This is a genomic window from Cellulomonas sp. NTE-D12 (assembly GCF_027923705.1).
Taxonomy (GTDB): Bacteria; Actinomycetota; Actinomycetes; order Actinomycetales; family Cellulomonadaceae; genus Cellulomonas.
In genome coordinates this window covers 3245057-3269691 of sequence record NZ_AP026442.1, presented here as the reverse complement: position 1 = coordinate 3269691, position 24635 = coordinate 3245057, and the positions used below count along the sequence as shown (strand labels likewise).

Below are 24635 nucleotides of genomic sequence, written 5' to 3'. Positions count from 1 at the left end.
TGAGGTGGCCCCGGCGGCCCCTGAGGTGGCCCGCCCGTGGCGCTGAGGCAGCGGCCTGAGGGGCTCAGGGACGAACCCGGGACGGATCAGGGCTGTCCCCGATGGGCCGCGACGGGCCCCGGCGCCAGGCTGGGAGCACACCGGCCCGCACGGGGGTCGGCACCACGACGAGGCGGCGCGCACGGCGCCGGAGAGCGCCGGACGACCGAGGGGCGGACACCCGACCCGGACGTCCGGTGACGGGAGGACGAGATGAGCACCATCCAGGAGCCGCTGGGCCGGACCGGCCTGATCCGGGTCTACGAGGGGCGGGTGGTCGCCGGTGTGTGCGCCGGCATCGGCCGGCGCATCGGTCTGGGCCCGTGGGTGACGCGGCTGCTGTTCCTGCTGGCCAACCTGGTGATCCCCGGCAGCTTCCTCATCGTCTACATCGCGCTGTGGATCCTCATGCCGATCGAGTCGCCGGTGTGGCGGCCCGCCCCGCCGGTGCGCCGCTGACCCCGTCCGGCACACGGGGAGAGCCGGGACGACCCCGTCCCGAGCCGCGGATCACCCATCGGTGCGCGCGCCTCGGAGGGCGCTGCCGACGACCATCGGGCACGCTGGTCCCGTGGGCGACGTCCGAGACCTCTCCAGCGCACCGAGTGCGCGCCGGAGTGGCTGGCGCCCGGTCGACGACGAGCTGACGCTGCGCGCCGAGCGGCACGCACCTCGGCTGGCCCGCCACTGGGTGATGCGGGCCATCGCCGCCGAGGGTGTGGTCGGCTCGAACAACCAGGTGATCGAGCTGCTGACCGGGGAGCTGGTCTCCAACGCGGTGGTGCACGGACCCGCCGACGGCGAGGTGCTGGTGGGCCTGCGGGTCGACCGGCGCACCGTCCGGGTGAGCGTGCGGGACACCGGTCAGGGCCGGCCGCGGGTGCGGCACCCCGAGCCGACCGCGCCGAGCGGCCGCGGCCTGGCTCTCGTCGAGGCGCTGTCCTCCGCCTGGGGCACCGCGACCCATCCCGACGGCGGCAAGACGGTGTGGTTCGACGTCGAGCTGGAGGACTAGAGCCGACCTCGTCGGCCGTCCCGGCGGCGGTTCGGGGAGTCGTGCCGACCCTGCTGGCCTGGGCGTTCGTCGCTCTCCCGGTGCGACCTGAGACCCTACGGCGTAGTTTCGTCGCGCATGCGTGGGTTGTCCGCGCGACGGAGCTGCGCAGATCCGGGCACAGCGGTGGACGACGAAGGAGCTCTCGGGGATGACCGACGGCAGCAGCCTGACGACCAGCACGGGGCGTGTCCCCACCATCACGGCCGAGGTGCGCGACGACGGCACCGGCGAGCTGGTGGTGGACGGCGACCGCCGCCCGGTGGCCCGCGAGGACCTGGCGCAGGCCGGCGCCGAGGTGACGTCGCAGGTCGCGGCGCTGGCCGCGGAGCTCGGCCGGCCGCTGCCGGTGCAGGTGCGCGACCCGGACGGGGTGTGGTCGCTGCTGATCCACCCGGACGGACGCGTGGACGAGGCGCCGCCGGAGCCCGACGAGGCCGACGAGCTCGCGGCGCCGCCGGTGCCGGCCGCGCCGCTGACCTCCGGCGCACCGGTGCCGGGAGCCTCCGCGCCGATCGGCGCCCCGGCGTCGACCGCCGGGGCGACGCCGGCCGGTGCGACGGCTGCGGCCTCGTCGTCGGACGCCCGCACCGCGGACGCGCGCACCGCCGAGCCCCGCGCCACCGACACCCGGAGCGCCGCGGACGCCGCCGCCGGCCGGCGCCGCGACGGCGAGGTGCTCCCCACGCTCGAGGACCTGGTGTCCGTCCGCCGCTCGGACCGGAACGGCCCTGCCCGCCAGGGCTGGCAGCGCGGTGTGCGCACGCTGACGTTCGGCGCGGTCAAGCCCGGCCCGGGCCGCGCCGAGCGCCGGCTGCGTGCCGACATCGCCGCCGTGCGCCGGTCCCTCGACGGGCCCCGCACCGTCGTGGTGATCAACCCCAAGGGCGGCGCCCACAAGACGACGGCCACCATGCTGCTCGCCTCGACGTTCGGGCTGCAGCGCGGCGGCTACACCCTCGCCTGGGACAACAACGAGACGCACGGCACCCTGGGCTGGCGGTCGGCGCCGTCGGACCACACCCGCACCGCCGTCGACCTGCTGCGCTCGCTGCCGACGCTGACCTCGCACGGCGCCGTGCGGATCGGCGACCTCGACGGGTACATGCGCACCCAGCCGACCGAGCAGTTCGACGTGCTCGCCTCGGACGAGAACGCCGCCTCGGTCGCCTCCGTCGACGCGGAGAGCTTCCAGCGTCTGCACCGGCTGCTGTCGCAGTTCTACCGGGTGCTGGTGGTGGACACGGGCAACAACATGCGCGCCTCGAACTGGCGGGCGGCGGTCGACTCCGCCGACCAGCTGGTGGTGGTGACCACGGTCCGCGAGGACACCGCGCAGTCGGCCGCGTGGGCGCTCGACGCGCTGCGGGCGATGGGCCACGAGGAGGCCGTCCGCAAGGCGGTGACCGTGCTCTCGGCCCCGGACCCGAAGGTGGACAAGGCCCTGCAGAAGCGGCTGCGCAACCACTTCGGTGCCCTGACCAGGACGGTCGTCGAGGTGCCCTACGAGCGGGCGCTGGTGTCCGGTGGGCCGATCGACTACGACAAGCTGCGGCCGGCCACCCGGCGGGCGTGGCTGCGGGCGACGGCGGCGGTGGCCGAGGGGCTCTGAGGACCCGTCGTCGGGCCCCCGCGCCGACGGTGCGAGCGGGCCCGGCGCGGCGTTCGGCGGTTCCGCACCGTGCGCCGTGCAAGATCCGGCACGCTGGGCACACCACAGGGGTGTCCGTGCGTCCGCGCCTCCAGGAGCCACCGTGTCAGCGAGGACCTCGCTCGAGCCGACCACCGTGCCGGCGCACGACGAGGCGTGGTTCACCACCCTCGTCCGTCAGCACGCCACCGCCGTGCACCGGTACCTGGTGCGCCGTGACGGCACCGGGGACGCGGACGACCTGACGGCCGACGTGCTGGTGGTCGCCTGGCGGCGGCGCGACGACGTGCCGGACGGCGCCGAGCTGCCGTGGCTGTACCGGACGGCGGCGTACGTGCTGGCGAACCACCGCCGCAAGGTGCGTCCCCTGGTGATGGACCAGCTGCCCGAGCCGCCGGAGGCCGACGACGACCCCTCGCTCCGTGCCGTCGGGGACGACCGGGTGCGCCGGGTGCTCGCCGGCCTGGCGCCCCGCGACCGGCAGATCCTGCTGCTCGCCGCCTGGGAGGGGTTGGGCGGTGCCGAGCTGGCCGCGGTGCTGGGGATCGGTCGGGGCGGTGCCGATGCGGCGCTGAGCCGTGCGCGGGCGCGGCTGGCGGCGGCGTGGACGGCCGACGAGGACTGAGGAGGGGCCGGCCGTCCGTTGCCGGGCGGTTCAGCGCCGGGGCGATCGCCGTCGGCACGGCGTGCAAGGTCCGCGGCGGTGCGGACACAGGACGGATGACGGGCCGCACGGGCGGCCCCGACGGAGGTCGACGGAGGTCGTCATGAGCGAGAAGCTGCCGGGCTGGACGCCGTCCGACGGGTCGGTCCCCCCGGAGGCGCCGTCGGCGCCCGAGCCGACGGTCGGTGACGACCCGGCGCTCGAGGGCGACCCGGCGCTCCATGACGACCCGGCGTTCGACCGGCTGCGCGCCGCCGACCCCGCCGCCGGCGCGGCGCCGGACGCGGATCGCCTGGCAGCGACGCTGCGCGCCGCGACGGGTGTCGACGTCGGACGCACGGACGGGGCGACGGGCTCCGGCCCGGCCGCCGAGGTGGCGCGACGTCGGTGGCGGCCGGCGGCTGCTCCGCGGTGGCTTCAGATTGCGGCGGCGGTGGCAGCGCTCGCGGTGGTCGGCGGCGGGGCATATGCGCTGGGCGGCCGCACGGGCGGCAGCTCGACGGCCGGCGCGACACCGCTGCCCGCGATCGCGCTCGGTGGTCCGCAGGTCGGTGGTCCGCAGCGCGCGGGGGCTGACATGGCGGCACCGGCGAACGGTGCGGCATCGGGCAGCGCCTCGTCGTCGTCCATCGCCGTGCCCGCACCGGGCCGCTGGTGGGGCTCACGGACCGTCTTCACCGCGTCCGGCCTGTCCACCGCCGGCGGCACCGGGACCGCGAGGGCGTTCGACGCCGCGTCCGTGGTCAGCGCCGACACCGTCCGTCGAGCGGCCAAGGTGCTCGGCGTGGCGGGGGAGCCGCGCGCGCAGTGGGGCACCTGGACCGTCGGCACGCTGGACGGGAAGGGTGCCGTGCTCACCCTCTCCGGGGACGGGATGGCGACGCTCTCGTACTCCGACCCCGCCTGGGACCCGTGGACGTGCACCGGCGAGAAGGCCGCGGCCAACGCCTCGGTGTGCGGGCCGAACGCGGCGGCGGCGCCGACCGGCGATGCGGCCGTGGCGAAGGTGCGGGCGCTGTTCCACGCGCTCGGCGTGGACCTGACGGGCGCGACGGTCCAGGTGGGTGGCCTCCAGAAGCCCGTGCGGGACGCCGCCGGTGCGACGGTCCCGACGGCCGGCCGCGAGACGGTGATGTTCTCGCAGGTGGTGGACGGTCAGCTGACCGGCGTGACGTGGTCGGCCACCCTGGTCGGCTCGGGCGTCCAGTCGCTGTGGGGACCGCTGGCGCCGCTGGTGGACCTGGGTCGCTACCAGGTGGTCAGCCCGGCCGCGGCGGTGGAACGGCTCAACGACCCGCGGTTCGGCGCGTACGGCGGCGGACCCATGCCGATGGTCGCGGGCGGCGTGCAGGTGGACAGCGGTGCGGCGGAACCGGCGGTCGGCTCTGCGACGTCGGGGGCGGTCCCGCCGCCGGATGGTGCGAGCACGGGGTCGGCGACCTCGGGGGCCGTCCCGTCGCAGGTGCAGCCGTCCGTCACGGCGCCCTCCGCCGCTGCATCGTCCGGCACTGCGTCGTCCGGCACAGCGCCGTCCCGCACGGCGGGATCCGGCTCGTCCGGCTCCGCGACGTCCGGCGCAGCGACCGCCGGTCCGGGTGTCATCGCCCCCGCACCGGCCGTCACGCCCGGCGCCGAGCCGACCGCAGCCCCGTCGTCCACCGCCCCGCCCGTGGCGCCGACCACGCCGTCCGCGGGCAGCGCGATCGCCTGGCCGGTCCGCCACGTGACCATCACGTCAGCCCGCCTCGGGCTCGCCGTCACCACGCTGCCGTCCGGCGCCGCCGTGCTGGTGCCGACCTACCAGCTGACCGACGCCGACGGTGGCACGTGGTCGGTGATCGCGGTCGTCGACGCCCAGCTCGACCTCACCGCCGCCGGCTGAGCCTGCCGAACCGGCCCCGCCCGGCCGTCCCGCACGCCACGATGGCCGGATGCTCCGGTCCGACGTCCTGCACGCCCTGGGGCACGGCGCGCTCATGGCGACGGTCTTCGTCGGGGTCCAAGCCGTGATGTGTGACTTCGACGGTGCACGGGACGTGGTCTTCACCGCGGTCTTCGCTGTCGTCGCGTTCAGCGCCGAGCTGGTGCGCAGGCGCCGGGCCCGACGTGGGACCCGGGTGCCAGACTCCACGCCATGACGGACCGCGCCGACCGGCTGATGCTCCTGGACACCGCGTCGCTGTACTTCCGGGCGTTCTTCGGGGTGCCGGACAGCGTCAAGGCGCCGGACGGCACGCCGGTGAACGCCGTGCGCGGGCTGCTGGACATGATCGCCCGCCTGGTGACCGACCACCGGCCCGCCCGGCTGGTCGCGGCGTGGGACGACGACTGGCGGCCGGCCTTCCGGGTTGCCGCGATCCCCACCTACAAGGCGCACCGGGTGGCCGGCCAGGACGGCGACCGCTGGGTCGAGGAGGTCCCCGCGGCGCTGACGGCGCAGATCCCGGTGATCGTCGAGGTGCTCGCCGCGATCGGCATCGCCCGCATCGGAGCCCCGGGCTTCGAGGCCGACGACGTGATCGGCACCCTGGTCACCCAGGAGGTGGCCCGGCCGGCGGCCGAGCGCGCGGCCGTGGACGTCGTGACGGGCGACCGGGACCTGTTCCAGCTGGTGGACGACGAGGCACGCGTCCGGGTGCTGTACCCGTCGAAGGGCGTCAAGGACCTGCTGGTGGTGGACCAGAGCGTCCTCGCCGAGCGGTACGGCGTCTCGTCGGGCGCCGCCTACGCCGACCTCGCCGTGCTGCGCGGCGACCCGAGCGACGGGCTGCCCGGCGTCCCCGGCATCGGCGAGAAGACGGCCGCCCAGCTGGTCGCCCGGTTCGGTGACCTGCCGGGGGTGCTCGCGGCGCGGGACCGGTCCGACCCCGCGCTGGCGCCGGCGGCCCGACGACGGCTGACCGACGCCGCCGACTACCTCGCGGTGGCGCCCGCCGTGGTGCGCGTGGCCCGCGACGCCCCGGTCGAGCAGGTGCCGGACGAGCTGCCGCGCGTGGTCGCCGACGCCGACCGGGTGGTCGAGCTGGCGCAGCGCTGGGGCCTGACGTCGAGCGTCCGGCGCCTGGTGGATGCGCTCGCGGCCGTCTGAGCGCGGCGCACCCCAGGACGGGTCAGACCCGACGACGGGTCAGGCGTGCGTCCACACGTTGGCACCGGCCGGCTTCCAGCCTTCCGCCGCTGCGGGCGTCGGACCCCCGTCGGCCACCAGCCGCACCTGCCCCCCACGGGGGGTGCCCACGGTCAGCACCACACCCTTGCGGTCCGGGCCGCACGTCTCGGTGGAGACGTCGCCGGTCGGCAGCTGCATGATGCACAGCCGGCCGGACACCGACCGTCCTACGTAGGTCGCGGCGGCCGGGGTGCGCACCACCAGCCGGGTCGAGGCGGGGTCCACCTGCAGCTGGTCCGCGTCGTCCGCATCGAGCTTGTCGCCGCCCTGCTGCGGGCTGTCGAAGGCGGCGACGTGCGCCGCGGGTCCCGACGAGGAGCCGGGCGCGAGCAGCCACCAGCCGATCCCGCCACCGGCCACCACCAGGGCGGACGCGACCACCAGCGTGATGCCGGCGCGGCGGTGCTGCCGCGGTGTGGGCTCGGTCTCCTGAGCGCCGAACCCCGAGAGCAGCTCGTCGGTCGGCCCCGACTCGGTGAAGGCGGACATACCGGTCCATCGGCTGTCGGACGCCTGGACCTGAGGCACGACGGCCACCGAGCCCGTCGAGGGCTCAGCGGCGTCGCTCGTCGTCCGGCGTCCCGTCCTGCGGTTCGTCACCCTGTCCGTGGTGATCCCGCCCTTCCTGGTCCGGCCCCTGCTCGTTCCACGGTACGGCGTCACCCGCCGGATCGAGCACAGCCGACGACAGCCGCGCCGCCTCCGCGACATAACCGGCGAACCACCCGGGCTCCGCGGTCCCCCACCGCTCGGCGACGGCAGCCACCGGGAAGACCACCAACGGGTGCGACGCGTGCGCGAGCACCAGCTCGGTGCCCACGTCGTCGCGGTAGACGGCCCATGACAGGCCGGGCACCCGCTGGGCGATCAGGTCGCCGAGCGCCACCCCGAACACGTTGACCAGCAGGTCGGGGTCGGCGGGTCGGACCGTCGCGCGCCACGCGGTGTGCACCCGGTCGAACAGCCGACCGACGGTCGGGGCGTCCACCACCGCGTCGCACAGCTCGAGCAGCAGCTCCCGCTGCTGAGCCGTCCACACCCGCTCTGCGTCGTTCAGCTCCTCGACCACACCCGGCGTGATGTCCGGCGGGGTGGGGCCGGACACCTCGTCCTCCACGGACCCGAAGGGGGTCGGGATCAACGTCCCGCCCGACGGGCGCGGCGTGCGGCGGAACAGCGGCATGCGGTTCTCATCGGCGCCCGCGCGGCCACCCTTGATCGTGCCGGCCGGTCGCCCACGGAGCCTCACCCGCGGAACCGGTACGGAGCGGGACGAACTCGTACTGGCCGTGCCGGCTGATCTCCGGCGGCCCGTCGGCACGGCGGACCACCAGGGTCATGGTCGTCTGCACCGGCACCACCATCCGGCCGCCGACCGCCAGCTGGTCCACCAGCTCCTGGGGCAGCACCCGCGGCGACGCCGAGACGAGGATCCGGTCCCAGCCGCCGGGCACGGGCCGGCCCAGCCGGGCCGGGTCCGCCTGCTCGATGCGGGCCCAGGGCATGTCCCAGGGGGCGAGGTTGGCGGCACCGAACGCGCACAGCTCGGCGTCGAGCTCCAGGCCCAGCACCTCACCGGTCGGTCCGACCAGCCGTGCCAGCAGGGCCGTGCTCCAGCCCGAGCCGGAGCCGACGTCGAGCACGCGGCCGCCGACCGGCACCTGCAGCAGCCGGAGCATGGCGGCGACGGTCGACGGCTGCGAGCCGGTCTGGCCGTGGAACAGGGGGAGGGCCCGGTCCTCGTGGGCGTGGACCACCTGGTCGGGCGGGAGGAAGCGGGCGCGGTCGAGCGCCCGCATCGCGGCGACGACGTCCGCCGACCGGTCGGAGTCCGCACGGTCGGCGCCGCCGGCGCCACCCGTCCCGTTCACCGCGGGCCCACGTCCGTCACCGTCCGGACGAACCCCAGGGGCCGTCCGGACGTCCGGCTTCCGGGACGACCGGGATGGGGCCGGTGCGGATCAGGTCCTGGGAGACGATCGGGAGCGGGCCCGTGCGGGCGACGGCGGCAGCGGCCGGTGCCGAGCGGTAGCGCGGCTTGGGGCCGGGGCGGCCCGGCCGACGGCGGTCCTCGAGGCCCTCGAGAGTGGTGGCGCGCCAGACGGCGCCGCCGTTGAGCCGCCCGTCAGGGGCGGGCAGCCAGGGGACCTTGCGGGACAACCACACCCGGATGGTGGCGTGCTCGACGCCGAGCCGGTCGGCCAGTCGCGCGATGTCGTAGAGATCGTCCAGTCCCCGCGGGGCCGTCGCGAGGTGGTCCGACGGGGGCTGCTGGGCGTCTGGCACGGCGGCAGCGTAGCGGCAAGCCGGGGTCAGTCTTGTGACGACACCGTGACGAGATCATCACAAGATCTTCGCCACGCAAAGGGCTCAAGCGGTCTGGACGACCGTCCGATGCACTTAACGTGTTTCGCGTGAGTGACAGATTGCCGCCCCGGCGTCGGTCCGGAGGCGGCAGGCATGTCGCCACCGTGCCGGCCGCCGCCACGCGCCGCAGCCGTCAGGCCGGCGCCCACCGCGCCCCGCAGGACCACCGTCCGCGCACGCCGCGTCCGCTCGCCCCCCGCATCGCCCAGGGCGGTGTCGTGGTGGCGCTGGCCGTCGCGCTCGGCGTCGTGCTGGTCAACCCCGCCACCGGCGAGGGCGCCACGGCCTCCTCCTCGACGAGCGAGACCGGTGCCGACACCGCCGCCGCGCAGGCCGACCAGGCTGCGCGCTCCACGCGGGAGAAGGTCGCCCAGGTGGCCGACGCCGTGACCGCGCGCGCCGTCGCCGTGCGTGCCGACGGTGCGCAGGCCCAGGTGTCCGCGGACCAGCTCGCCCAGCTCGACTCGCTCCGTGCCCAGGTGGCCACCCTGGTGACCAAGGTGCAGCAGGAGAACGCGGCGGCGCGCACCGACCGGGCGGGAGTCACCTCGCGTGGCGGCGCGGCTGCCGAGCGCGGCGGCGCCCCCGACCCGTCGGCCCCCACCGCGAGCCCCTCGTCGACGGCGTCGACCTCGCCGACGCCCGGTGCGACAGCCGCCGGTGCGGACCCGACGTCCACCGCGGCCGCCCTCGCGGCCCCGTCGCCGAGCGCGTCCACCGACGCCCCGGCCGCAGGCGCCGGCCCCGCCCCGACCGCTTCCGCCTCGACCGCTCCTGCCCCGACCGGCTCCGCCTCGACCGGCTCCGCCTCGACGGAAGCGGCCACGCCGCCGTCGGACGCCCCGTCGGCCGGCGCCACCCCGTCCGCGAGCGCCACGCCCTCCGCCGCCACCTCCGCGACGCCGTCGGCCACCGCCGTCGAGACGCCCGACCAGGTGGCTGCCGCCATCCCGCAGGTGCTCGGTGCGGACGACCCCGACGCCGCCCAGCTGCGCGACGCGGTGATCGCCCTGGCCCGCAGCACGGCGGCCGTCAGCGCCGCCGCCGACGCCAACCGCACCGCCGCCAAGGCCGCGGCCGACGCCGCCACCCAGGCAGCCGCCTCCGCTGCCGAGGCCGCCGCCGCCCAGGCCGCCGCCGACGCGCAGCGGGCCGCCTGGAAGACGTCGCTGCAGGGCTACCCGAACGGGAAGATCCCCGCCTCGGCGTTGTGCGCGCCGACGTTCGACGGCGGTGCCCTGCTGCGGTGCGACGCCGCGGAGGCCCTCGACAGCCTCGACGCCGCCTACTTCCAGGCGTTCGGCGTCCACCTGACGATCAACGACTCCTACAGGTCCTACGCCGCGCAGGTCGCCTGCCTGTCCACCCGCGGCTGGCTGTGCGCCACGCCGGGCACGTCGCACCACGGTCTGGGCATCGCGGTGGACCTCGGCGGCGGCATCGAGCAGCCGGGTTCCGCGCAGCACGCGTGGATGGTGAAGAATGCCGCGGCCTTCCAGTTCGAGCACCCGGCGTGGGCCCAGCCCGACGGCAGCAAGCCGGAGCCGTGGCACTGGGAGTACACCGGCTGACGAGGCGCGCTTAGCATCGGCCCGTGGACCAGGGGGATCCAGCGGGGCCGGGGCCCGGTCCGGGTGCGCTGGTCGGTCGAGCCGGTGAGCTGGACGACATCGACGGGCTGCTGACCTCGGTGGCTGGCGGTGCAGGAGCCGCCGCGCTGCTGGAGGGCGAGGCCGGCATCGGCCGGTCGGCCCTCCTGGCCGCCCTGGTCCCGGGCGCACGGCTGGTCGCGGTCGAGCCCGTGCTCGTGCGGGTCGACGCCGCGACGGCCCCGTACGGAACGCTCCGTCAGCTGGTCGCGCCGCGTGCGGACGTGTGGCCGGCGGGACCGGAGGATGCGGAGCTCGCGGCGCTGCTGGCGGCGTCCGACGAGCCGCCGGCGCCACGCCGCATCGCCGAGCTGGTCGCCACCGTGGCGCTGCGCCGCGGCGCGCAGCACCCGTGGGCCCTGCTGCTCGACGACGCGCACCTGGCCGACGCGGCCACCCTGGACGTGCTGACGCGCCTCGCCCACGAGGCGCCGCTGCCCGGCGTGCTGGTGGTGCTCACCCTGCGGCCGGTACCGCACCGGCGGGAGGTGCAGGACCTGGTCGCCGCCTGGGTGCGGGCCGGCGCCCGCAACGTCGAGCTGCGGCCCCTGTCCACGCCGGCGGTGCAGACCCTCGTGGAGCGGACCGTCGGGGGAACCCCTGGCCCGGTGCTGCGCGGCGTGCTGGCCACCACGGGCGGCAACCCGCGGCTGGTCGGCGACGTGCTGGCCGCCGCGGCGGCCACCGGGTCCCTGACCACGTCGGACGGCACGGCAGAGCTGACCGGCTCCGGCTGGCAGTCGGAGCTGGACGCGCGGGTGCGTCGGCACGTCGCCTACGTCGACGCGTCGGTGCGGACTCTGCTGACGCAGGCGAGCGTGCTCGGCACCTCGTTCGTCGTGCCAGACCTGGCCGCCCTCGCGGCGCTGGACGTCACCACCTGCTGGCGCACGCTGCGGTACGCGCTCGCGGCGGGGCTGGTCGCGGCTCGCGGCGACCGGCTGGCGTTCCGGCACGACGTGGTGCGCACCGCCCTGTACGACGACCTGCCCGCTGAGCAGCGCCGGGCCCTGCACGCGCGCGCCGCCTGGGCCCTCGAGGCGGCCGGGGCACCGTCGCACGTGATCACCGGCCACCTCGAGCGCGCGCGCTGACCCGCTGACTCCTAGCGTGGGAGCCGGGCGCCGACCCGCGCCCGGACTCCCATCACGAAGGAGATCTGCGATGGCCACGCGCAGCGCACGCACCGACTGGACCGGAGGCCTCGAGGACGGGGGCGGCCACGTCGAGCTGCTCAGCTCCAAGGCGGGGCGGTACGACGTCTCGTTCCCGCGGCGCACCTCCGACGACGCGCAGGGCACGACGAGCCCCGAGGAGCTGATCGCCGCCGCGCACTCGTCCTGCTACGCCATGCAGCTGTCCGCCCTGATCGCGCAGGCGGGCGGCACGCCGAGGAGCCTCGACGTGCTGGCCGACGTGCGGCTCAGCCCGGACCCGGCCGGCGGCTTCCGGATCAGCGGGATCACGCTCACCGTGCGCGGTGAGGTGGACGGGATGGACGCCGACGGGTTCCAGGCGGTGGCCGAGGACGCGAAGGCGAGCTGCCCGGTCAGCAAGGCACTGACCGGCACCACCGTGTCGCTGGACGCGGCGCTGATCTGATCACCCGGACGCCGGGACGACGGCGCCGACCGGCAGGTGCAGACCCGCGGGCCGGCGCCGTCGTCGTGCGCGGCTCCGTGTGCCCTTCCCTCGCGGCTCGGCTCACCGCGCTGCACCGCGCTGTGGCTCACCTCACCGCCTCGTCTCAGGGCTCGGGACCACTGTCCTATGAGGCAAGGCAACCCTTAGTTAGCGTGAGGGTATGGAGCTGGGAGCCTGCCGGGCGGGGACGGTCGCGCGGATCGTGCGGGTGGACGTCGACCCCGCCGCACGCCTCCGCTTCGGTGAGCTCGGCCTGCGCACCGGGGCGTTGGTGCAGGTCACGCACGACGTCGGGGCACAGGGCCGGGTGGTCGCCGTCGGCGCCGACCGGTTCGCGCTCGACTCGGCGACGTGCGCACGGATCACCGTCGAGCCGGTGACGGCCGGCGCGCCCGTGCCCGCCCCCGCACCGACCGGCTCGGGATACGCCACCGCGGTGGCCGCCCGATGAGCTGCCACGAGCCGTCCGACGTCGCCACGCTGGCGGCACGCCGCGGTGGGGACACCGGGCCCGGCACCCGGCAGGCGGCCGTCGCCCTGGTCGGCAGCCCCAACGTCGGCAAGTCGACCCTGTTCAACGCGGTCACCGGCTCCCGCCAACAGGTGGTCAACGCTCCCGGCACCACCGTCGAGCTGGCCACCGGGCCGTGGCGGGCGGCCGGTGCGCTGCTCGTCGACCTGCCGGGTGCGTACAGCCTGCTGGCGCGCACGCCGGACGAGCAGGTGACGGCCGACGCCGTCGCCGGCTCCGGGCCGCTCGGCACCCTCGACCTGGTGGTGGTGCTGGCCGACGCCTCGGCGCTGGCTCGGTCCCTGTACCTCGTCGGCCAGGTGGCCCGTGCCGGGATGCCCGTGCTGGTGGGGCTGACCATGCGGGACGTGGCGGCCGCCCGCGGCGTGGACGTCGACCCGGAGGCGCTCGCGACGGCGCTCGGTGTGCCGGTGGTCGGGCTCGACCCGCGTACGGGTGCGGGTGTGGACGCCCTGGTCGGCGCGGTGCGGTCGGCGCTCGACGGGCCGCCCGTCCGGCTCGTCGTGCGCCCTGGTGCGTCGCGCGCGGCGGGGCCCGACGACCTCGCGCCGGACGACCTCGTGCTCGACGAGGACCTGGCGAACGACCTCGACCCCGACGACCTCGACCCGCGGCTGGCCGAGGCGGCCGAGCTGTTCGAGTGGGTCGAGCAGGTGCTCGCTCGGCTCGCGCCGTCGGACGGTTCGGCAGCCGCTGCCGACGGCGCACGGTCGGGCGCGGCGGCCGGTGCCGTGCGCACGTGGTCGGACCGGGTGGACGCCTGGCTGCTGCGGCCCTGGGTCGGCGTGCCGGTGCTGCTCGCGGTGATGTGGGGCCTGTTCCAGCTCGCCACCACGGCGGCCGCCCCGCTGATGGACGGCGTGAACACCCTCGTCGTCGGCTGGTTCGGCGGGCTGCTGCACGGCTGGCTCGGCGGCGCACCGCCGTGGGTCGGCGGGTTCGTCGTCGACGGTCTGCTCGCCGGGGTCGCCACGGTCCTGTCGTTCGCACCGCTGATGGCACTGATGTTCGTCGCCGTCGCGCTGCTGGAGGACTCCGGCTACCTGGCCCGTGCCGCGTTCGTCGCCGACCGGGCGATGCGGGCCCTGGGGCTCGACGGCCGTGCCGTGCTGCCGCTCGTCGTCGGCTTCGGCTGCAACGTCGCCGCCCTCTCGGCCACCCGTACCCTGCCGCACGCCCGCCAGCGGCTGCTGTCCGGCCTGCTGATCCCGTTCACCAGCTGCACCGCGCGGCTGACCGTGTACCTGATGCTCGCCGGGGCGTTCTTCCCCGGCCACGCCGGGCTGGCCGTGCTGGCGATGTACCTGCTCTCGGCCCTGCTGGTGATCGGCATCGGCTTGCTGCTGCGCCGGACGGCGTTCCGCGACCTGCGCCGGGAGCCGTTCGTGCTGGCGCTGCCTGCCTACCAGCGGCCCCGCCTGCGGGCGATCGGCACGTCCGCCTGGGTCCGGGTCCGGGCCTTCGTCACCAAGGCCGGGACCATCATCGTCATCACCCTGTCCGCCGTGTGGGTGCTGATGGCGATCCCGGCGACGTCCGGGTACTCCGTGGCCCAGGTGCCGGTGGCGGACAGCGTGTACGGGCGGGTGGCGGCCGGCATCGCGCCGGTGTTCGCCCCGGCCGGGTTCGACGACTGGCACGCCTCCTCGGCGCTGATGACCGGCTTCGTCGCCAAGGAGGTGGTGGTCGGCTCGATGGCGCAGACGTACGCCGTCCAGGACCCGACCGGGGGCGGCGCGTCGACGACGGCCTCGTCCGGCATCTCGTCGTCGGGTACGTCGTCGTCGGGCGCCTCGTCGTCCGGCGGCAACTCGGCGACGTCGGGCGGTGACCTCGGCGCCCAGCTGCGCGCCACGTTCGACCGGACGTCGGGGGGTGCACCGCAGTCCGCCGCGTTCGCCTTCATGGTCTTCGTGCTGGCGTACACGCCGTGCCTGGCGACGGTCGCCGAGCAGCGCCGGCTGTTCGGGGCGCGCTGGACGGCCGTGTCCGTCGGCAGCTCGCTGGTGATCGCCTGGCTGCTGGCGGTGGCGGCCTTCCAGCTCGGCTCCCGGTTGGTGGGCGCCTGATGAGCGTGCTGACGCAGGTGCTGCGCGAGACCGGCCGCGGCCTGCCGCCGCAGCGGGTCGCGGCGGTGCTCGGTGTGGACGAGGGGCTGGTGCACGCCGCCCTCGACCATGCGGAGCGGATCGGCCTGGTGCTGCGCGCCGGGGGAGAGTCGTCGGGGCGGACTGCCGCGCCTTGCGGCACCGGCTGCCGCACCGCCACCGTCAACCCGTTGGCCTGCGCCGGCTGCCCGTTCGCCCGCTGACGCCCGGCCACCCGGGTCCTCGGCCACCCCGGTCCTCGGTCCACCGTGTCCTCGGCCGGCGGTGTCCTCGGCCCGGCCGTCGAGCCGAGAAGAGCACTTCGCACCCACGTGAGCAGTGCGAACTGCTCGTCCGGATGCAGAGTGCTCAGCTCGTGGTGGCGCGTCCGCCGTCTCGCCGGAGCGTGGTCCACAGAACCGGGTGAATCGCCCACTGTGACTGGGGTCAACCAGTACATTCCGGGCATGCCCCCAGGTTCTCGTCCGCTCGCGCGTGCGCTCGTCGCGGTCCTGCTGGTCGGGGCGGCCCTCGCGGGCTGCGCACCGGGCCGTCCTGACGGGCCTCCCAGTGCGTCCCCTTGGGGGGCCACGACGGCGCCGACCGTGTCCCCGACCACGACGCCGTCCGCCACGCCCACACCTACAGTGCTGTCAACGCTCGGGCCACTGCCCGACGGTGTGGCACCCACCCGGCCGGACGCACTGGACCAGCCGCCCACCCTCGAGGGTGCCAAGGCGATTGCCACGTACTTCCTGCTCCTGTACCCGTACGTGTACCAAACGGCTGACCTCACCGAGTGGAATGCTCTGAGCCACCCACAGTGCACCTTCTGCTCAGAGGCGAGCGCGGAAGTGCGAGCCAGGGTCGCAGCAGGCCAGCGCGTTAAAGGCGGGAACCTCGACGTCCGCGATATTCGCGGAACGGAGGTCACGGTAGGCCGGTTCTTCGAGATCCAGGCAGTCACCCACGAAGCGAGATCGCAAACAGTCGACTCCATGGGAACGGTTGTCGATGACTACGCTTCGGGCGGCAACTCCGTCGACATGGTCGTTCTCTTCGAGAACGGTTCCTGGACCGTTCGGGGCATCGATCACAAGGCGCTTTCCGAGTGAGTCACGTCGCTTCCCCCGTGATCGCTGTGGCTCTGGCGCTTGGAGTCGCCACCGGAGGTACGGGCGACGGCGGGACGACCCGGCTTGGCGGCGCAGCGAGCGGCGGCATGGTCGAGCTCTCGGCGTGGGAGGCGGCGCAGGCTGTGGCGGCCGCACGGGGCACGGCGCCGGACCGGGTGCTGGTGCGGTACATGCAGGCGCCGCTGTGCGATTCGTCGACCGACGCGAACCCGGAGCCGGGGCCGGCCGTCGGCGAGGTCGTCGGGGGCGATCCGGCGCTTCCGGGATGTTCCGCGAACAACGCCACCCGCCGTCCGCTGGTGTGTGACACCGGACAGCCGACGCTGCCGCTCTGGCGCCAGACCCGACCCGCGGTCACGGTCCCCTGGACCGGCCTGCCGTGGCAGCTGGTGCGCGGGTACGGCTGCCCGGAGGACGTCGTCCCGCCGATGACCGCCGAGGACTTCCGCCGTCTACCGCTGCCGGCGCCGACCTTGAACGTCCAGCCGGCGCGCAGCTGGGTGCTGGTCAACAAGGAGACGATCGTCTACACCGACCCCGCTGTGGTGCACCTGACGACGGACCTGCTCGGGTACCCCATGGAGGTCGAGGCCACCCCCAGCCGGTTCTCCTACGACTTCGGTGACGGGTCGGCGCCGCTGACCACCACCAGCCCGGGCGCACCGTGGCCGCACCACGACACCAGCCACGTCTACCGCCGGCTCGGCACCCGGACCATCACCCTGACCACCACCTGGACGGGCCGGTACCGCGTCGTCGGCAGCACCGTCTGGCACGCCGTCGCCGGCACGGCCACCACCACCGCGACCAGCGCCCCCTTCGAGGTCCAGGAGCTGCGCGCCCACCTGGTCGCCGGCACCTGCACCGAGTACCCCGACGACCCGGGCTGCAGCTGACACCCCACGCGGTTGACCGCTCAGCGGGCACGCCGTCCGCCGCCCGTCAGGCGATGCGAGACTGCCAGCCGTGGCCACCGCGACTGCGACCGACGCCCTCGTCGCCGGGCTCCGCTCGGCGGTGCGCGGCGAGGTCGACGACTCCGCCCGCCGTCGCGCCGAGTTCTCCACCGACGCCTCGAACTACCGCGTCGTGCCGCGCGTCGTCGTCTTCCCGCACGACGAGGACGACGCCCTCGCCGCCCTGAGCGTCGCCCGCGAGCTCGGGATCCCGGTGACGTCCCGCGGCGCCGGCACCTCGGTGGCGGGCAATGCGATCGGCCCCGGCGTGGTCCTCGACTGGTCGCGCCACGTCAACCGCGTGCTCGAGCTGGACCCGGAGGCTCGCACCGCCCGCATCCAGCCCGGCACCGTCATGGCGACGCTGCAGCGCGAGTCGGCGCCGCACGGCCTGCGGTTCGGCCCCGACCCGTCGACGTGGACCCGCGCCACCCTCGGCGGGATGATCGGCAACAACGCCTGCGGTCCGCACGCCGTCGCGTACGGCCGGACCAGCGACAACGTGATCAGCCTCGACGTGGTGGACGGCACCGGTCGGCGGTTCACGGCCGGGGCCGGTGCCGGTGCGCTCGACGCGGTCCCCGGCCTCGATGCCCTGGTCAGAGCCAACCTGTCGACCATCCGCACCGAGCTGGGTCGCTTCGGCCGCCAGGTGTCCGGTTACTCCCTGGAGCACCTGCTGCCCGAGCGCGGTACCGATTTGGCCAAGGCCCTGGTCGGCACCGAAGGGACCGTGGTGACGGTGCTCGGAGCCACCGTCCGGCTCGTCCCGACAGCCGCGGCACCCGTGCTGGTGGTGCTGGGCTACCCGGACATGGCGGTGGCGGCCGACGACGTCCCGGCGCTGCTGGCGCACGCCCCCCTGGCGATCGAGGGGATGGACGCCCGGCTGGTCGACGTGGTGCGCCGCGTCCGCGGCGCCGCTGCCGTGCCGGACCTGCCGGAGGGTGGCGGCTGGCTGTTCGTCGAGGTGGGCGGCGAGACGCTGGACGAGGCGCTGTCGACGGCTCGCGCGCTCGCAGCCGATGCCGCCACCGACGCCGTCGGCCTGTTCCCGCCCGGCCCCGAGGCGACCGCCATGTGGCGCATCCGCGCCGACGGCGCGGGTCTGGCCGGCCGCACCTCCTCAGGCGCACAGGCGTGGCCCGGCTTCGAGGACTCCGCGGTCCCGCCCGAGCATCTCGGCACCTACCTGCGCGAGCTGTCCGCGCTGATGCAGCGGCACGACGTGGACGGCATGGCCTACGGCCACTTCGGCGACGGCTGCGTGCACCTGCGTCTGGACATGCCCCTCGAGGACTCCGGCGGACCGCTGCGGTCCTTCATGGAGGACGCCGCCGCCCTGGTCGCGTCCCACGGCGGTTCCCTGTCCGGCGAGCACGGAGACGGCCGGGCCCGCTCCGAGCTGCTGCCGGTGATGTACTCGCCGGCGGCCATCGGCCTGTTCGAGCAGTTCAAGGCGCTGCTCGACCCGAAGGACCTGCTCAACCCGGGCGTGCTGGTCCGCCCCCGACCGATCGATGCCGACCTCCGCCGACCCGCCGCGGCCCGGTTGGGTGCGGTCGGCTTCTCCTTCGCGCACGACGACGGCGACCTGACCACAGCCGTGCACCGCTGCGTCGGCGTCGGCAAGTGCCGGGCGGACAACACGGCGGCCGGCGACTTCATGTGCCCCAGCTACCAGGCGACGCACGACGAGAAGGACACCACCCGCGGCCGCGCCCGCGTGCTGCAGGAGCTCGCCAACGGCCGTCTCGTGTCGCGGGGCTGGTCGGCACCGGAGGTCCGCGAGTCCCTCGACCTGTGCCTGGCGTGCAAGGCGTGCTCGTCCGACTGCCCGGCCGGCGTCGACATGGCTCAGTACAAGTCCGAGGTGCTGCACCGGGCCTACCGGCACAAGCTGCGTCCGGTGTCGCACTACGTGCTCGGCTGGCTGCCCCGCTGGACCCGGCTGGTCACCTCCGTGCCGGGGGTCTCGTCCCTGGTCAACGCCGCGCTCCGGATCCGCCCCCTGGCTCGGACCGTCCTGCGCGCAGGCGGCATGGACCCCCGACGGCAGATGGTGACCTTCGCCGACCGGCCGTTCCGGGCGTGGGCCCGTGCCGAGGGTCGCGACCAGGTGGTCGTCGCCGGCACGCCTCCGCCGGCCGAGCGGGCGGCCCGTCGCCCGCCAGTCCTGCTGTGGACCGACTCGTTCAGCGACTCGCTGGCCCCCGACGTCCCGCGCGCGGCCGTCGCCGTCCTGCGCGCCGCCGGGTACGAGGTGATCGTCCCCGACCACGACGCGTGCTGCGGCCTGACCTGGATCACCACCGGGCAGCTCGACGGTGCCAAGGACCGCCTGCGCCACCTGCTCGGCGTGCTGGCGCCGTTCGCGGTGAACGGCATCCCGATCGTCGGCCTGGAGCCGAGCTGCACCGCTGTGCTGCGTTCGGACCTGAAGGACCTGCTTCCCGACGACCCCCGCGCCGCCGCAGTCGCTCGCGCCACCCACACGCTGGCCGAGCTGCTCACGGCACCGGCGCCGATCGGCCCCGGGGACCGCTGGACGGTGCCCGACCTCTCCGGCGTCACCGCCGTCGTCCAGCCGCACTGCCACCACCACGCGGTGATGACCTGGACTGCCGACCGCACCCTGCTGCGGGAGGCCGGTGCCCAGTTCTCGGAGCTGGCAGGCTGCTGCGGCCTGGCGGGCAACTTCGGCATGGAGGCCGGTCACTACGACGTCTCCGTCGCGGTCGCCGAGCACGCCCTGCTGCCGGCCCTGCGGGCCGCCGCTCCCGGCGACGTCTACCTGGCCGACGGCTTCTCCTGCCGCACCCAGGCCGACCACCTCGCCGGTGTCCAGGGCGTCCACCTCGCCCAGCTCCTCGCGTCCCACCTCCCCACGAGCACCCACGCCGACGCCTGACCCATCACCCGCGGAGCAAGGCGCCGCGTGAGGTCGCCGCGCGCGGGGGCGGCCGGCGTGGGCGGGACCGCCGCGTGTACGAGGCGACTGGTGTGCGGGGGGACCGCGTGCGCGGGGGCGGCGACTGTCCTTCACCTGGCGGCGGGGTCGACGTCGCGGTCCCTCGGTGCCGTCGCGGTTCGACGGGGGGTCGGGTCCACGGTCGGCACGTCGCCGGGGTGTCGGCGGTCCCGGGCGAGGAGCGCCTCGGCCACCATCGCCACCAGATCGGGATCGTCCGGGATCCGCGGGTCCCTTCGGTAGCGCGCCGGGTCCTCGGCGATCAGCGCCAGCTGGAGCCGGCTGTTCCGCTCCCGCCCCACCACGTCGGCCGCCCGGTCCAGGGCGGCACCGAGCACGAACGACGTGAGGTCCTGCGCGCGCAGCTCGGCCGCGGCCCGCAGCGCCTCGAGCGCCGCCGGTTGCAGGCGCAGCGAGATCCGTGCGGACCGAACCGCCCACGGGCCCTCCTCCGGTTCCGAGGCCCAGCTCGTCAACCCGTCCTCACCTCCTCGGTCTCCTGACGGCGCCCCAGCTGGCGCCGCCATCACCGTGGGCCATGAGCGGGCCCGGCTGGCCCAGGGACAGCCCTCCGGGGGTGGCTTCGGGCGGCGGCCGGGGCTGTGGATCGGTCACGGACGGGGCGCGGCAGCCGAGGCCGCGACCGGCCGGGAGCGGGAAGCCCTTCTTCGGTGTGTGCCTCGTGTGCGTACACCGGGCGTACAGCCGAAAACACCACCGCGGTCTGGCGGCGGCACGTCGGTGTCCATCGCGTCGTTGCCGTCACACGGGGAGGCTCAGCCGGCGGGGCCCGGGCGGGTCAGGCGGGAGAAGTGGGTCGTCGGCACTCCGTCAGTGGGTGGACGGCGGGGGGTCGGCGGGGGAGGGTGGGGACATGCTCGTCGCCTTCTCCGTCTCCCCGATGGACACCGGGGACTCCGTGTCGCACGCCGTGGCCGAGGCCGTCCGGGTGGTCCGCGAGTCGGGGTTGCCCAACCGGACCGACTCGATGTTCACCACCATCGAGGGGGAGTGGGACGAGGTGATGGACGTGGTGAAGCGCGCGACGGAGGCCGCCGGGCGCGGGGCCGGCCGGGTGGCGCTGGTGCTCAAGGCCGACATCCGGCCCGGGCACAGCGGTGAGATCGACGGCAAGGTGGCGCGCGTCGAGCGGCTGCTCGGCGAGGGCGGCGCCGCGGGCTGACCGGAGGCGGCTCCGTCGGCTGAGATTCGCTCGGACGGAGCAGCGTCGCGCCCCGGCCGGGGCAGGGTGCTGTGGGATCCTTGTCCGACGCCGTGGCGGACGGTGAGAAGGGCCCCGGGGCGATGCCGATCTTCGAGATGGACGACGGGCGCGCGCGCCTGCTGCAGCCGATGCAGCCATTGGCGTCCTCGTTCGTCGCCGAGCTGCGGGGACTGCTCAACGAGCACCTGCCGGTGGTCGTCGGCGAACCGCTGTTCCGCGTGCGGTCCCGGGCTGTGCTGCCCGAGCACGCCGACGGGCCCGAGCTCCTGGCGCTGGACGCAGCCGGCAACCCCGTGCTGGTCGAGGCGATGCAGGTGGTGGACGACGACGCCCTGGTCACGCTGCTCCGGCATGCCGGCACCGCGGCACGCCTCACCTCCGGTGACCTCGCCCGCGCCTACCACGCCGACCCCACCCGGTTCACCGTCGACTACGCGGGCTTCCGCGAGCAGGTGTCGTTCCACCCCTCCACCACCGACCGCCCGCACGTGCGCGTGGTGCTGCTGTGCGCGGAGGTCGCCGCCGAGACGGCTGATGCGCTCGGCGCGCTGCGAGCCGCCGACACCCGCATCACCGTGCTGCAGGTCGGTGTGATGCGCGGCTCCGACGACCGCCGCCTGCTGGACGTGTCCCCGCTGGCGGTGCACGAGCGGGAGCGTCGGCCTGTCGAGCCGACGGCGCTGCGCCTGGTCCGGGCGGCGGTCGCCGGCGTGCCGGACGAGCGGCTCGGCGGCGGGGGCGAGTGGTCGGCGCCCGTCCGCGAGGACCGGGTGTCGACGGCGCCGATCCCCACCCCGCACGAGACACCGCTCCCGGCCGAGGCACCGCTCCCGACCGAGGCATCGCTCCCGACGGCCCAGGCCGTGCCGGCGCGCGTGACGTCGCACCGGGCACCGGTGGACCCCACCAGCATCGACCTGTCGTTCCCCACCGATCCGGCGCTGCCGTACGCCGGCGCTCCGGCTCCGGCTCCGGCTCCGGCTCCGGCTCCGGTCCCAGCTCCGGCTTCGGCGGCCGGCGTGACGTCGTCGTCCCCTGCCGGTTCCACCACCGCAGGCTCCGCACCCGCCGGTCGCGAGCGGCCCGCACCGCCCGCGTACGCACCGGCGGAGCCACCGGCACCTCGCCTCGAGGCGCCGCCGGAGTTCCTGCCGGCGGGCGGCGATGTACGGCCGTCCGTCGCGGCGTCGGCGCCCCGCAGCCCCGAGCTGCCCGACCGGCAGTGGCCCATGCCCGAGCTGACCAGCCTGGCCAAGCGCCGGCAGGCGGTGACGCTGCTGGTGTGGGTGCGTGAGCGGCGTGGGCAGCGGTTCGAGGCGATGCTGCGCGCCGACGGGTTGATCCAGCTGCCCGACGGGTCGGTGTTCGCCGACCCGGACACCGCGGCAGCGCGCGCTGCCGGCGTCGACGGGCTGGTCGACGGGTGGCGTGCCTGGCGCCTCGGCGTCGGCGGCCCCACGCTGGCCGACGCCGCCGGTCGCTGAGGTCCCCGGTCAGGACCAGCCGTAGGCCGCGAGCCAGCGGTCGATCTCCGCGTAGAACCGCGCGCGGACCGGTGGTGCGGAGAGCGTGAGGTCGTGCAGCCCGTCCGGGATGCGGACGACGGTCACCACGGGACCGAGCTGCACCGCGCGGCGCGCGACCAGCTCGACGTCCAGCACCACGTCCGATCGACGCATGTCCTCGCTCCAGCGCGGGCTGATCACCGTCCGGGCCGAGGCGAGCGTGAGGATCGGCGCGGGGATGTGCAGCCCGCGGGCGACGGCGGCGTGGCCGACGATGATCGCGTTCAGCCAGCCGGCACGGACCGGGAACGACGGCACCGGCCGCCAGGTGTCGTCGTACTCCCACTCACCGTCCGGTGCCCGCAACGTGCGGGCGTAGTAGCCGGGGTCGATGCTCGGCAGGGGCGTCTTGGGCTGGTACCGCGCGAGGCGGCCGATCGCGGGTGCCGAGATGTGCCGCACCACCGACGAGCCCTGCAGCTCCAGCCAGGGGCTGTTCAGCACCAGCCCGGCGAGCGCATCGGGATGCCGCTCGGCCCACAGGGCGGCGACCAGCCCACCGGTCGAGTGCGCCATCACCATGATCCGGGCGGCGTTCCCGTGGTCGGCGCGCAGCACGGCGAGCGCTGTCTCGAGGTCCTCGTCGTACACCCGCAGGTCGTCGACGTAGCCGGGCGTCTGGTGCTCACGCAGCGAGCGCCCGTACTTGCGCAGGTCGAGGGCGTAGAACGCGGCGCCGGTCGCGTGCCAGAACCGCGCGAGCTCGGTCTGGAAGAAGTAGTCGGACCAGCCGTGCAGGTAGAGCACCACGCGCGACGGCCGCACCGGCTCGTCGGTCGGCGGCGCGTAGCGGACCAGCGTGGCCACCACGTCGCCCTCGTCGTCCGGCGCCAGGTGGAGCGTGCGCGCCTCGAACCCGTCGCCCAGGACGTCGGGGAGCCAGCGGCTCACGGGGTCACGACGATCTTGCCGAACTGACCCCCGCCCGCCAGCCGTGCCAGCGCGTCCGCCGCCTGGGTCAGCGGGTACGTGCGGTCGATCACCGGGCGTACGCCGGTGCGGGCGCAGAACGCCGCGAGGCGGGCCAGCTCGTCACGCGACCCCATGGTGGCGCCGACGACGGAGATCTCCTGGAAGAACAGCCGGTTGATGTCCATCCGGGCGGGCTCGCCGGTGGTGGCCCCGACGACCACCACCGTGCCGCCCGGCTTGACCGACCGCATCGTGTGGGCCCACGTCGCCGCGCCGACCGTCTCGAGCACGAGGTCCACCCGACCGATCCGCGCGCCCGTCTCCACCGCCTCGGCCGCACCGAGCTGCAGCGCGCGCTCCCGCTTGGCGGCCTCGCGGCTGGTCACCACCATCTCCAGCCCGGCGGCGGCGCCGAGCAGCACCGCGGCCGTCGCCACCCCGCCGCCCGCGCCCTGCACCAGCACCCGCTGACCGGGCGTCGCAGCGCCGCTGCGGAACAGCGACCGGTAGGCCGTCAGGTACGCCGTCGGAAGGCAGGCGGCGTGCTCCCAGGACAGGTCGGCCGGCTTGTCCACCAGGTTGGCCGTCGGGACGAGGAGCTGTTCGGCGAGCGTGCCGGGGTAGCGCTCGGACAGCAGGCTGCGCGGCTCGTCGGCCGGCACCGCCTGACCGGTGGGCGCGTGCGGCCCGCCGATCACGCCGTGCACGATCACCTCGCGCCCGTCCGGGGTGGTCCCGGCGGCGTCCGTGCCGAGGATCATCGGCAGCCGCTCCGCCGGGAGGCCGACGCCGCGCAGCGACCACAGGTCGTGGTGGTTCAGTGCCGCCGCCCTGACGGTCACCACGGTCCAGCCGTCCCTCGGCTGCGGGTCGGGACGCTCCCCGACCTCGAGGGCGGTCAGCGGGTCGTCGGCGTCGGACCGGGCGGCGTACGCGGCGAGCATGGGAGTCACCGTAGCGGCGGCCGCGAGGCGCCCACCGGCCCGGGGTGCGCCGGGTCCGGGGTGCGCCGGG

25 protein-coding genes are annotated in these 24635 nt (G+C 75.5%); 18 read left to right on the top strand and 7 right to left on the bottom strand.

What is annotated here, in order from left to right; translation table 11 throughout:
* Nucleotides 1-252: 252 nt before the first annotated feature.
* The 7 genes from QMF98_RS15125 to QMF98_RS15095 all read left to right on the top strand — a co-directional run bounded on the left by QMF98_RS15125 (nucleotide 253) and on the right by QMF98_RS15095 (nucleotide 6496).
* Nucleotides 253-498 (top strand): PspC domain-containing protein, encoded by a 246-nt coding sequence (locus QMF98_RS15125; RefSeq protein ID WP_263731290.1) that lies wholly within the window; start codon nucleotides 253-255, stop codon nucleotides 496-498.
* 112 nt (nucleotides 499-610) lie between these two features.
* The gene (locus tag QMF98_RS15120; protein WP_337973748.1) at nucleotides 611-1054 is read left to right on the top strand and encodes an ATP-binding protein; all 444 of its coding nucleotides are present in this window, start codon (nucleotides 611-613) and stop codon (nucleotides 1052-1054) included.
* 190 nt (nucleotides 1055-1244) lie between these two features.
* Nucleotides 1245-2705, top strand: coding sequence for a MinD/ParA family ATP-binding protein (locus QMF98_RS15115; protein WP_337973747.1), 1461 nt, complete (start codon nucleotides 1245-1247; stop codon nucleotides 2703-2705).
* A 142-nt stretch (nucleotides 2706-2847) separates the two neighbouring features.
* Nucleotides 2848-3369: an RNA polymerase sigma factor gene (locus QMF98_RS15110; RefSeq protein ID WP_337973746.1), complete on the top strand. Its 522-nt coding sequence runs from the start codon at nucleotides 2848-2850 to the stop codon at nucleotides 3367-3369.
* Between the two features lie 142 nt (nucleotides 3370-3511).
* Nucleotides 3512-5290 carry a hypothetical protein gene (locus QMF98_RS15105; protein ID WP_337973745.1) on the top strand — a complete coding sequence of 593 codons (1779 nt, stop codon included), beginning with the start codon at nucleotides 3512-3514 and terminating at the stop codon, nucleotides 5288-5290.
* A gap of 49 nt (nucleotides 5291-5339) precedes the next feature.
* Complete coding sequence (locus QMF98_RS15100) at nucleotides 5340-5546, top strand: hypothetical protein (RefSeq protein WP_337973744.1); 207 nt, start codon at nucleotides 5340-5342, stop codon at nucleotides 5544-5546.
* The gene (locus QMF98_RS15095; protein ID WP_337973743.1) at nucleotides 5543-6496 is read left to right on the top strand and encodes a 5'-3' exonuclease; all 954 of its coding nucleotides are present in this window, start codon (nucleotides 5543-5545) and stop codon (nucleotides 6494-6496) included. Before QMF98_RS15100 ends, QMF98_RS15095 begins: the two co-directional genes overlap by 4 nt.
* Nucleotides 6497-6535: 39 nt before the next feature.
* On the opposite strand, the gene QMF98_RS15090 is transcribed toward QMF98_RS15095, so the two are convergent.
* From QMF98_RS15090 to QMF98_RS15075, 4 genes are all read right to left on the bottom strand, one after another.
* Nucleotides 6536-7066, bottom strand: coding sequence for a hypothetical protein (locus QMF98_RS15090; protein ID WP_337973742.1), 531 nt, complete (start codon nucleotides 7064-7066; stop codon nucleotides 6536-6538).
* 64 nt (nucleotides 7067-7130) lie between these two features.
* Nucleotides 7131-7760 carry a DUF3806 domain-containing protein gene (locus QMF98_RS15085; RefSeq protein ID WP_337973741.1) on the bottom strand — a complete coding sequence of 210 codons (630 nt, stop codon included), beginning with the start codon at nucleotides 7758-7760 and terminating at the stop codon, nucleotides 7131-7133.
* A 7-nt stretch (nucleotides 7761-7767) separates the two neighbouring features.
* Nucleotides 7768-8448, bottom strand: a complete 681-nt coding sequence (locus tag QMF98_RS15080) for a protein-L-isoaspartate O-methyltransferase family protein (protein ID WP_337973740.1) — start codon at nucleotides 8446-8448, stop codon at nucleotides 7768-7770.
* A 16-nt stretch (nucleotides 8449-8464) separates the two neighbouring features.
* On the bottom strand, nucleotides 8465-8863 hold the full coding sequence (locus tag QMF98_RS15075) for a hypothetical protein (protein ID WP_337973739.1): 399 nt from the start codon (nucleotides 8861-8863) through the stop codon (nucleotides 8465-8467).
* A 128-nt stretch (nucleotides 8864-8991) separates the two neighbouring features.
* Between QMF98_RS15075 and QMF98_RS15070 the strand changes: the two genes are divergently transcribed.
* The 9 genes from QMF98_RS15070 (at nucleotide 8992) to QMF98_RS15030 (ending at nucleotide 19859) form a co-directional block, all read left to right on the top strand.
* Nucleotides 8992-10515 carry a D-alanyl-D-alanine carboxypeptidase family protein gene (locus QMF98_RS15070; protein WP_337973738.1) on the top strand — a complete coding sequence of 508 codons (1524 nt, stop codon included), beginning with the start codon at nucleotides 8992-8994 and terminating at the stop codon, nucleotides 10513-10515.
* A 23-nt stretch (nucleotides 10516-10538) separates the two neighbouring features.
* On the top strand, nucleotides 10539-11687 hold the full coding sequence (locus QMF98_RS15065) for an ATP-binding protein (RefSeq protein WP_337973737.1): 1149 nt from the start codon (nucleotides 10539-10541) through the stop codon (nucleotides 11685-11687).
* Nucleotides 11688-11757: 70 nt separating this feature from the next.
* The gene (locus QMF98_RS15060) at nucleotides 11758-12195 is read left to right on the top strand and encodes an OsmC family peroxiredoxin (RefSeq protein ID WP_263732388.1); all 438 of its coding nucleotides are present in this window, start codon (nucleotides 11758-11760) and stop codon (nucleotides 12193-12195) included.
* A 202-nt stretch (nucleotides 12196-12397) separates the two neighbouring features.
* Entirely contained in the window at nucleotides 12398-12688 is a 291-nt protein-coding gene (locus QMF98_RS15055; protein WP_337973736.1) for a FeoA family protein, read from the top strand.
* Complete coding sequence (gene feoB, locus QMF98_RS15050; RefSeq protein WP_337973735.1) at nucleotides 12685-14838, top strand: ferrous iron transport protein B; 2154 nt, start codon at nucleotides 12685-12687, stop codon at nucleotides 14836-14838. The genes QMF98_RS15055 and feoB overlap by 4 nt, the downstream gene beginning before the upstream one ends.
* Nucleotides 14838-15080 (top strand): hypothetical protein, encoded by a 243-nt coding sequence (locus QMF98_RS15045; protein WP_337973734.1) that lies wholly within the window; start codon nucleotides 14838-14840, stop codon nucleotides 15078-15080. Before feoB ends, QMF98_RS15045 begins: the two co-directional genes overlap by 1 nt.
* Before the next feature lie 381 nt (nucleotides 15081-15461).
* Nucleotides 15462-15971, top strand: a complete 510-nt coding sequence (locus QMF98_RS15040; protein ID WP_337973733.1) for a DUF6318 family protein — start codon at nucleotides 15462-15464, stop codon at nucleotides 15969-15971.
* A 107-nt stretch (nucleotides 15972-16078) separates the two neighbouring features.
* Nucleotides 16079-16888, top strand: coding sequence for a hypothetical protein (locus QMF98_RS15035; protein WP_337973732.1), 810 nt, complete (start codon nucleotides 16079-16081; stop codon nucleotides 16886-16888).
* 70 nt (nucleotides 16889-16958) lie between these two features.
* Entirely contained in the window at nucleotides 16959-19859 is a 2901-nt protein-coding gene (locus QMF98_RS15030) for an FAD-binding and (Fe-S)-binding domain-containing protein (RefSeq protein ID WP_337973731.1), read from the top strand.
* A 131-nt stretch (nucleotides 19860-19990) separates the two neighbouring features.
* Here QMF98_RS15030 and QMF98_RS15025 read toward each other — a convergent pair whose 3' ends face one another.
* A complete protein-coding gene (locus QMF98_RS15025) occupies nucleotides 19991-20395 on the bottom strand; it encodes a type II toxin -antitoxin system TacA 1-like antitoxin (RefSeq protein WP_337973730.1) in 405 nt (134 codons plus the stop codon).
* 398 nt (nucleotides 20396-20793) lie between these two features.
* On the opposite strand from QMF98_RS15025, the gene QMF98_RS15020 reads away from it, so the two are divergent.
* Nucleotides 20794-21102, top strand: a complete 309-nt coding sequence (locus tag QMF98_RS15020; protein ID WP_337973729.1) for a thiamine-binding protein — start codon at nucleotides 20794-20796, stop codon at nucleotides 21100-21102.
* An 80-nt stretch (nucleotides 21103-21182) separates the two neighbouring features.
* Complete coding sequence (locus QMF98_RS15015; protein ID WP_337973728.1) at nucleotides 21183-22628, top strand: restriction system modified-DNA reader domain-containing protein; 1446 nt, start codon at nucleotides 21183-21185, stop codon at nucleotides 22626-22628.
* A gap of 9 nt (nucleotides 22629-22637) precedes the next feature.
* Here QMF98_RS15015 and QMF98_RS15010 read toward each other — a convergent pair whose 3' ends face one another.
* The gene (locus tag QMF98_RS15010; RefSeq protein ID WP_337973727.1) at nucleotides 22638-23600 is read right to left on the bottom strand and encodes an alpha/beta hydrolase; all 963 of its coding nucleotides are present in this window, start codon (nucleotides 23598-23600) and stop codon (nucleotides 22638-22640) included.
* A complete protein-coding gene (locus QMF98_RS15005) occupies nucleotides 23597-24565 on the bottom strand; it encodes a zinc-binding dehydrogenase (protein ID WP_337973726.1) in 969 nt (322 codons plus the stop codon). Before QMF98_RS15005 ends, QMF98_RS15010 begins: the two co-directional genes overlap by 4 nt.
* Nucleotides 24566-24635 lie beyond the last annotated feature (70 nt).

Coding starts and splice junctions, on each gene's coding strand:
- QMF98_RS15125 (WP_263731290.1), top strand. CDS start 253: ATGAGCACCATCCAGGAGCCGCTGGGCCGGACCGGCCTGATCCGGGTC.
- QMF98_RS15115 (WP_337973747.1), top strand. CDS start 1,245: ATGACCGACGGCAGCAGCCTGACGACCAGCACGGGGCGTGTCCCCACC.
- QMF98_RS15105 (WP_337973745.1), top strand. CDS start 3,512: ATGAGCGAGAAGCTGCCGGGCTGGACGCCGTCCGACGGGTCGGTCCCC.
- QMF98_RS15100 (WP_337973744.1), top strand. CDS start 5,340: ATGCTCCGGTCCGACGTCCTGCACGCCCTGGGGCACGGCGCGCTCATG.
- QMF98_RS15095 (WP_337973743.1), top strand. CDS start 5,543: ATGACGGACCGCGCCGACCGGCTGATGCTCCTGGACACCGCGTCGCTG.
- QMF98_RS15090 (WP_337973742.1), bottom strand. CDS start 7,066: ATGTCCGCCTTCACCGAGTCGGGGCCGACCGACGAGCTGCTCTCGGGG.
- QMF98_RS15085 (WP_337973741.1), bottom strand. CDS start 7,760: ATGCCGCTGTTCCGCCGCACGCCGCGCCCGTCGGGCGGGACGTTGATC.
- QMF98_RS15060 (WP_263732388.1), top strand. CDS start 11,758: ATGGCCACGCGCAGCGCACGCACCGACTGGACCGGAGGCCTCGAGGAC.
- QMF98_RS15055 (WP_337973736.1), top strand. CDS start 12,398: ATGGAGCTGGGAGCCTGCCGGGCGGGGACGGTCGCGCGGATCGTGCGG.
- feoB (WP_337973735.1), top strand. CDS start 12,685: ATGAGCTGCCACGAGCCGTCCGACGTCGCCACGCTGGCGGCACGCCGC.
- QMF98_RS15045 (WP_337973734.1), top strand. CDS start 14,838: ATGAGCGTGCTGACGCAGGTGCTGCGCGAGACCGGCCGCGGCCTGCCG.
- QMF98_RS15035 (WP_337973732.1), top strand. CDS start 16,079: ATGGTCGAGCTCTCGGCGTGGGAGGCGGCGCAGGCTGTGGCGGCCGCA.
- QMF98_RS15020 (WP_337973729.1), top strand. CDS start 20,794: ATGCTCGTCGCCTTCTCCGTCTCCCCGATGGACACCGGGGACTCCGTG.
- QMF98_RS15005 (WP_337973726.1), bottom strand. CDS start 24,565: ATGCTCGCCGCGTACGCCGCCCGGTCCGACGCCGACGACCCGCTGACC.